Consider the following 7124-nt stretch of genomic DNA (forward strand, 5'->3'; position numbering starts at 1 on the left):
AGTATGAATTCAATGATAGAAGTTAAGAATCTGGATATCCAGGTTCCCGGGAAGCAATTATTTAAAAATCTAAATTTTACCATTCCCTCCAATAAGTTAACCTGCATGACTGGTGAAAATGGAGTTGGTAAAACAACTTTAGTGAAGCATATTCTGCAAAGTTTCAAGACGAAAGATAGACGAATCAATATTAATACCACTCGCTCCAAAACGCAATATGTGCCTCAATTACGCAATATTGATGATGAATTTCCATTAAGTATCCATGATTTTGTTGGACTCGGCCTTCGCCAATCTAACCTGTTGTGGCACACTAAATCTGAGAAAAAGCTGTTGCAAGATATTATTGAAAAAACAAATCTTGCTACAATTGAGAATCATCCGCTGGGAGCAGCCTCAGGTGGAGAAAAACAGCGTGCATTTTTAGCACAAGCTTTATGTGCTGAGCCTAACTTATTAATATTGGATGAGTCAACTGCCAGTCTTGACACAAGCACAAAGAATGAACTGCTTGTTTTAATTCGTTCTCTATTAGTAGAACAGGACATTACGGTCTTATTCATCACACATGATCCTGAATTAATAGAAAAATATGCAGATTATGTACTTCACTTGTCGCATCTGCAAGCAGAACTTATCAGAAAGGAGCGTAGAGAATAATGCTGCAATTTGATTTTATGCGCTATGCTTTTATTGCAGGTATTTTTATCTCCTTAATCTGTGGGGTAATGGGGACTTTCGTCGTTGCACGCCAAACTTCTTTTTTCACACATACTCTCTCTGAAATCGGATTTTCAGGAGCAGCTTTTGGAATATTTTTAGGTATCAGTCCGTTATTAGGTATGATTATCTTCACAATGGCTAGTGCTTTGTTTATTGGAATTTCGGGCGATCGACTTAGTAGACGTGAATCGTCAATTAGTCTCTTCTCTGGGCTTTTTATTGGATTAGGGATTCTATTTCTTTCTTTGTCCAGTAAGCAGTCCAGCTATGCAACTAATATTTTATTCGGCAGTATTGTTGGAATAAATATCGGAAATCTCTACTCACTAATAATATTGAGTGTTTTTATTTTGATAGTCATTACGTTATTATTCAGACAGTTGGCTTATAACTCTTTTGATGTGACCGGTTCTCAGTACAACCAGCATCTTAATTTACTGACTTCTATCATTTTCTTAGGCCTATTAGCCCTTACAATCAGTGTAACTTCACAGATTATCGGTTCTTTGTTAATATTTGTTTTATTGACGATTCCTGCATCTTCGGCGAAATACTACACACCGTCACTCTGGAAGATGATTTTTCTATCAACTATTTTTTCACTTGGTGGAATCTGGATTGGTCTTTATCTCTCATATGTAACAAATTGGCCAGTCACATTTTTTATTACAATGATTGAGGCGCTTATCTATTGTTCTGCCTTGATATATCATCAATTACAAATCAGCAAATCATTACTCAAAAATTAAGAATATCTGTCAAGGTTAGGGCAAAAGTTCTCAAAATGAAGAGTTCCACAAAAGAGTGTGTGCCATAAGTCGGGAAAATTTGAGTACCAACTAGAAATTACGAACATAGCGAGCGAGTAATTCGAAGTTAGACGGAGAATTCTGACTTATGGCACACGTTTATATGGAACAAATAGAGGCAGGTTCAAAAGTTAACTTTTGAACCTGCCCTTTCATTATGCCCAACATTTAGAGGACATTTTACTACTACTATTATTATTTACATGTTTTAACTCATTACAGACTCTGCCTTGGACAAAAAGTATCACGAACATATCGTAATCGCTTTCAAAAAGATTCACTCAAATAAGGTACTAGCAAAATTAATCATTTTTCTATTCTGTCCGTTAAACAACGGAGGCAAATTGTTAAAAGCAAAATATGCTGTAGTTATCGTTTCTTTCGTAGGAGTGGTAATCCTGTTCCCGGAAAAGGAGTTAATCAGATATAGATTACAAAAAACCTGTGCCTTATCACCATTTGGATATAAAACAAAATCCATAAAATTTCCTAGCGCTTTTACATCTTCAGCTTTGAAACCACAGTCTTCTGTTACTTCCCTGTACAATGCATCTAAATAGGATTCTCCATATTCAAGGTACCCTCCTGGCAAACTCCAATTAGAAGTATCAACACGTTTTTGTAATAGCAGTTCTTTTCGTTTATTAGTAATTACTCCTGCAGAAGCATTCAAAATAATCGGCATATTACCAACCTGACCCCTAATATCTTCAATATATCCCATAATATATCCTTTCCAAATATAGATTTTTAGAGTTCTATAATAATTACAGTACTACAAAAAATACGTAACTTCTATATATAATCAAATAAGGAACTGGGTCAAAAGTTAATTTTGATCTAGTCCCTCTCCTACATTTAGTCAAGCCCCTAATTTCAAGCTAATACTCAAATTTTACCGATTTATGTCACACTTTCCCCTATGTAGTTGTGATATATAACCTAAACTCTGTTTCCTAATGTAATAAAATTATACAAGTTCTAAGCTATTCATTCTTCCTTATCTCTCTTACCCTAATTACCTCTGGGATCTTATTTAATTCATTCTTCAATTCAGTGAAAGTTTTCTCAGAAATATTATCCGTATCAATCATTGTATAAGCAATCTGTTCACGACTGCGATTAATCATGTTATCAATATTAATGTCATATCTAGCAAGAATCGTTGTAATTCTCCCGACCATGTTCGGAACATTTTGATGAATCAGAGTAATGCGGAAACTAGAATCAAAAGGCATCTCGACCGCTGGAAAGTTCACAGAATTAATAATGTTACCCGTCTCTAAATACTTTCTTAGAGTTTGTGCTGCCATTATTGCTCCATTTATCTCAGCTTCAAGCGTTGTCCCACCAATATGCGGAGTAACCATAGTATTATCGTGATTAATAACCTTCTCTGAACTGAAGTCTGTGATATACTGTGCAACTTTATGGCTATCTAAAGCATCTATGACTGCTCCTTCATTAACAATTCCCCAGCGTGAATAATTTAAAAGAATTGCTCCCTCTTTCAACTCTGATAATTCTTTTGCAGTGATTAGATCCTTGTTATCTTCTGTGTATGGAATATGAATAGTAACATAATCGCTTTGTTGCAGTAGTTCACTCAGATTTTTTGCACGCGGAATATCATTTGATAGGCGCCAAGCATGCTCCACACTAATATATGGATCATAGCCAATTACTCGCATCCCCAAGTCCGCCGTTGCTCGTGCTACTCTGGAACCAACTGACCCAAGCCCGATTATCCCAATTGTCTTACCTTGCAACTCAGTTCCTGCAAAGTGATTCTTCCCTTTTTCTGTTTGCAGACTGACATCTGCTCCATTCAATTTTCTAGCCCATTGAACCGAAGAAAAAACTGGTCGTGTTGCTAGAATCAGCATTGCTACAATTAGTTCCTTAACCGCGTTAGCATTTGAACCAGGTGTATTAAAAACAACTGTTCCGTTTGAATCAGCTTCAGCAAGCGGAATATTATTAACACCTGCTCCCGCCCTTGCAATTGCAAGCACACTGGTACCAAATCTCGTTTTGTGCATGTCCTGGCTTCTAATCAGCAACGCATTGGGCTTATCAGTCTTATTGACTGTATACATATCAGCAGGAAGTTCTGCGAGTCCTTCTGGAGCGATCATATTGTAGGTCTTAATATCCAACATTTTAGTCCACTTCCTTATGTTCTAATTCAAATTTTTCCATAATAGTGATTAATTTTTTTACACCCTCTATTGGGAATGCATTATATAAACTAGCACGCATCCCACCCACTAAACGGTGCCCTCTTAAACCAACTAAATTATTTGCAGTTGCTAATGTGATAAATTGATTATCTAATTCTGCATTACCCGTTATAAAAGGCACATTAGTTAGCGAACGACTTTCAACATCCACTGGTGATTTAAACAGTTTTGACGAATCAAGAAAATCATAAAGCAGCTGTGCTTTTTGCCGATTTCGCTTTTCCATTTCATCAACTCCTCCTTGTGCAAGGAGCCATTTAAAGACCAGTCCGGCACAATAAATTGCAAAAACAGGCGGTGTATTTAATGTTGAATGCTTGGCAACCAACTTCTTATAACTTAACATTGAAGGGAGTTCGGGTGCTTTTTCCACTAAATCATGCCGAATAATTACCACAGTCAATCCAGCAGGCCCAATGTTCTTTTGCGCACCTGCATAAATCATTCCAAAGTCTCTCACATCATATCTCTGCCCTAGGATATTTGAAGACATATCCCCTATTACAAGTTGTTTTTTTTCGTAAGGAATTGTGCGAAATGCAGTTCCTTCAATTGTATTATTCAGAGTGATATGGACATAATCTACATCTTCTTGTAAAGGGCCCACTATCTTCGGCAGTTTTGTGTACTTTGAATCTGCCCCACTAGCAACCTTATTAACACTTATGCCATCAAGCACTTGTGCCTCTTCAATAGCCCTTTGTGACCAGTGACCAGTATCAACAAAGCCTATTTTCTTTTTATTAATAGCTAAGTTCAATGGTGCCATTGTAAATTGCAGCGTTGCTCCACCCTGCAAAAACAATACATCATATTCATCTGGAACATTCATTAGCATACGTAGATTTTTTTCAGCATCCTTTTGGATATCAGCAAAAAGTGAGGAACGATGACTAATCTCCATAACACTCATACCACTATTTTTATACGAAAGTAATTCCCTTTGGACCTGTTCTAAAACTTCTTTCGGCATAACAGCAGGTCCAGCAGAAAAGTTGTAAACAATCGCCATATTCCTTCACTTCTTTCTAATTAATTTTAAAGTATGCTCTAATATTCGAATATAGACAAAATTAGGCTAGATGTCAATGGTATTAGTCACAAATAATCAATTTACCCACTACAGTTATTTTTGATACACTAATCTCTTTTCCAAATCAATAAAATTATATTTCAATTAAAATTTTTAAATTTAACATACTTGTAATAATCTAAAACGAACTTCATTCCCATATTTAAGAAAAAGTAATAGCTATCAACAGTTGTATTAAAAAAGTCTTCTTAAGGCGGGTGTAATGTTTTTGTAATATTCTTAAGAAAAAAAGTTCTTATAAATTATTGCAAATCCTACTGTAATAGCACTTTAAACTAGAAAAATTTTTCAAAAAAAATAATTTTCGCTCAAAAACACTATTCTTTCGGTTATTGTTTGCATTTTGTTACACAAGAGCTTAAAATGTAATATTTTTTGTACTGTTATGCAATAAAGATAGACTACAATCAAGTTATTGATTAAAAAAAATAAATAACGTAGGAGTGAATTAATTTGAAACGTACAACGAAAACATTATTAGCAAGCACTATTGGTGCGGCGAGTTTATTTCTTGCTTCTACAACAAACGCAAGTGCTTCAACAACAACTGTTAAGGTAAATAAGAACGACACTGTTTGGGACCTCTCACAAAAATATGGTGTTTCCATTAAGTCAATTGAAACTTTAAATAATATTAATCAGAATAGTCATTTGATCATTACTAGTCAGACATTAACTATTCCTGATAGTGATAGCACTTCAGACTCAAACTCTACATCAGCTACTACTTCCACTGTTTCAGTTACAGACGGAGATTCATTGTGGGCCATCGCTCAAAAATATAATACAACAGTTGATAGTTTACGTTCTTTAAATGGACTATCATCAACAGAAACGCTAATTAAACCAGGTCAAACTTTGAAAATTAATGGTTCTGCAGATACTAGTTCTACATCTTCAGATAATCAAAGTACATCAACAACAGAAAGTTCTACAACTACGACAACTACAGAAAGTGCAACAACTGCTACACCTTCTGTTACTGTCTCAGCAAACCATGTTACATATACTGTTAAGTCTGGTGACTCTCTTTATACTATCGCTCAAGCTTATGGTGTTACCGTAGCTTCTTTGCGCTCATCGAATACATTAGAATCAGCTATTTTACCAGGTCAAACTTTGACGATTAATGATCCTACAAAGACACCATCAACAACAGAAACAACAGCAGCAAGCAGTACAGCTAGCTCAGCTGCTGCTTCAACTACAAGTGCTGCTAGTTCTTCTGTGGCTGCCAGTTCTAGTTCAACAGCAACAACTACAAGTACTGCTAGTTCTTCCGTCGCTTCTGTTGCTAGCTCAAGTTCAGCTGCTGCTACAACAACTAGTGCCGCTAAAAAGACTACCAGTTCTTCTGTTGCTAGTTCCACTGCTACAACTGCAGCTTCTAGCAGTACAGCTACAACATCGTCAGTATCTACGTCATCAGTTGTTTCATACGCAACTTACTTAGCTAGTCAAAACATTCCTTACGTCTATGGTGGAACATCATTAAGTGGTTTTGACTGCTCTGGATTCGTTCAGTATGTATATGCACATTTTGGTGTATCATTACCTCGTACTTCAGAAGCACAATCAACAATCGGTACAGCCGTTGCAGTTAGTCAAGCTAAAGCCGGAGACTTATTATTCTGGGGTTCTCAAGGTTCATCATGGCATGTAGGTATCTATATTGGTGGTACAAGCTATGTTGCTGCTCCATCATCTGGTCAAAATGTAAGTATTAAGAGTTTCCAATACTTCCAACCATCTTTCGCAATTCACATGAACTAATTAACAGTTACTAAGCTACGATGACTGATATTATCAGTACCGTAGCTTTTTTTATGCATTGCTTTTTTGGAATTCGGAAAAACTTCAATCGAGATTGTTAATAGAAACTGTTTTAGAATGTATTTTAAGGCCTTGAGCCTCTTTTCAATAGAGAAGAGCTTAATTCATTATTAATTAGCTGTATAGCCTCTTTTTTTAAGATTAGAAACTAAAAAAGAACTGTGATATAGGGAGGGAAAATTTGAAGGTAGATGACGAGTTTGACTTATGGAGCACATTTATTCGCAATAAATATAGGGTCTGTGCCATAAGTCCTTCAAAATAGAAGAGATTAGTGAAAATCGTTCCTTGATTTTCACTAATCTCTTCTTTGGGTTTATAAAACAGTTATGATTGGTGCCCTTCGCTACCAATTTTCTAATATTCATTGCCATCAAGGCAATTCCAGCTTCTCTTTTTACCTTTTCAAGACCTCTAACAGAA

Annotated in this window: 7 protein-coding genes; 3 read left to right on the forward strand and 4 right to left on the reverse strand. The window is 35.9% G+C overall.

Annotated elements, in window-relative coordinates; translation table 11 throughout:
- Positions 1-3: 3 nt before the first annotated feature.
- Together FFX44_RS08820 and FFX44_RS08825 are read left to right on the forward strand one after the other, a co-directional pair.
- The gene (locus FFX44_RS08820) at positions 4-660 is read left to right on the forward strand and encodes an ATP-binding cassette domain-containing protein (RefSeq protein WP_289980066.1); all 657 of its coding nucleotides are present in this window, start codon (positions 4-6) and stop codon (positions 658-660) included.
- A complete protein-coding gene (locus tag FFX44_RS08825) occupies positions 660-1472 on the forward strand; it encodes a metal ABC transporter permease (protein WP_289980069.1) in 813 nt (270 codons plus the stop codon). Before FFX44_RS08820 ends, FFX44_RS08825 begins: the two co-directional genes overlap by 1 nt.
- A gap of 337 nt (positions 1473-1809) precedes the next feature.
- On the opposite strand, the gene FFX44_RS08830 is transcribed toward FFX44_RS08825, so the two are convergent.
- The 3 genes from FFX44_RS08830 to serC form a co-directional block, all read right to left on the reverse strand.
- Entirely contained in the window at positions 1810-2259 is a 450-nt protein-coding gene (locus FFX44_RS08830) for an NUDIX domain-containing protein (protein ID WP_289980089.1), read from the reverse strand.
- 259 nt (positions 2260-2518) lie between these two features.
- A complete protein-coding gene (locus FFX44_RS08835) occupies positions 2519-3694 on the reverse strand; it encodes a phosphoglycerate dehydrogenase (protein WP_289980072.1) in 1176 nt (391 codons plus the stop codon).
- A gap of 1 nt (position 3695) precedes the next feature.
- Positions 3696-4787 (reverse strand): 3-phosphoserine/phosphohydroxythreonine transaminase, encoded by a 1092-nt coding sequence (gene serC, locus FFX44_RS08840; RefSeq protein ID WP_289980073.1) that lies wholly within the window; start codon positions 4785-4787, stop codon positions 3696-3698.
- Between the two features lie 534 nt (positions 4788-5321).
- Here serC and FFX44_RS08845 point away from each other — a divergent pair.
- Complete coding sequence (locus tag FFX44_RS08845) at positions 5322-6641, forward strand: LysM peptidoglycan-binding domain-containing protein (RefSeq protein ID WP_289980075.1); 1320 nt, start codon at positions 5322-5324, stop codon at positions 6639-6641.
- A gap of 278 nt (positions 6642-6919) precedes the next feature.
- Here FFX44_RS08845 and FFX44_RS08850 read toward each other — a convergent pair.
- Positions 6920-7124 (reverse strand): hypothetical protein (locus FFX44_RS08850; protein WP_289980076.1); only part of this gene is annotated, 205 nt, incomplete at its 5' end.

The organism is Lactobacillus sp. UCMA15818 (genome assembly GCF_030400225.1).
Lineage (GTDB): Bacteria > Bacillota > Bacilli > Lactobacillales > Lactobacillaceae > Liquorilactobacillus.

Coding starts and splice junctions, on each gene's coding strand:
- FFX44_RS08825 (WP_289980069.1), top strand. CDS start 660: ATGCTGCAATTTGATTTTATGCGCTATGCTTTTATTGCAGGTATTTTT.
- FFX44_RS08820 (WP_289980066.1), top strand. CDS start 4: ATGAATTCAATGATAGAAGTTAAGAATCTGGATATCCAGGTTCCCGGG.
- FFX44_RS08835 (WP_289980072.1), bottom strand. CDS start 3,694: ATGTTGGATATTAAGACCTACAATATGATCGCTCCAGAAGGACTCGCA.
- serC (WP_289980073.1), bottom strand. CDS start 4,787: ATGGCGATTGTTTACAACTTTTCTGCTGGACCTGCTGTTATGCCGAAA.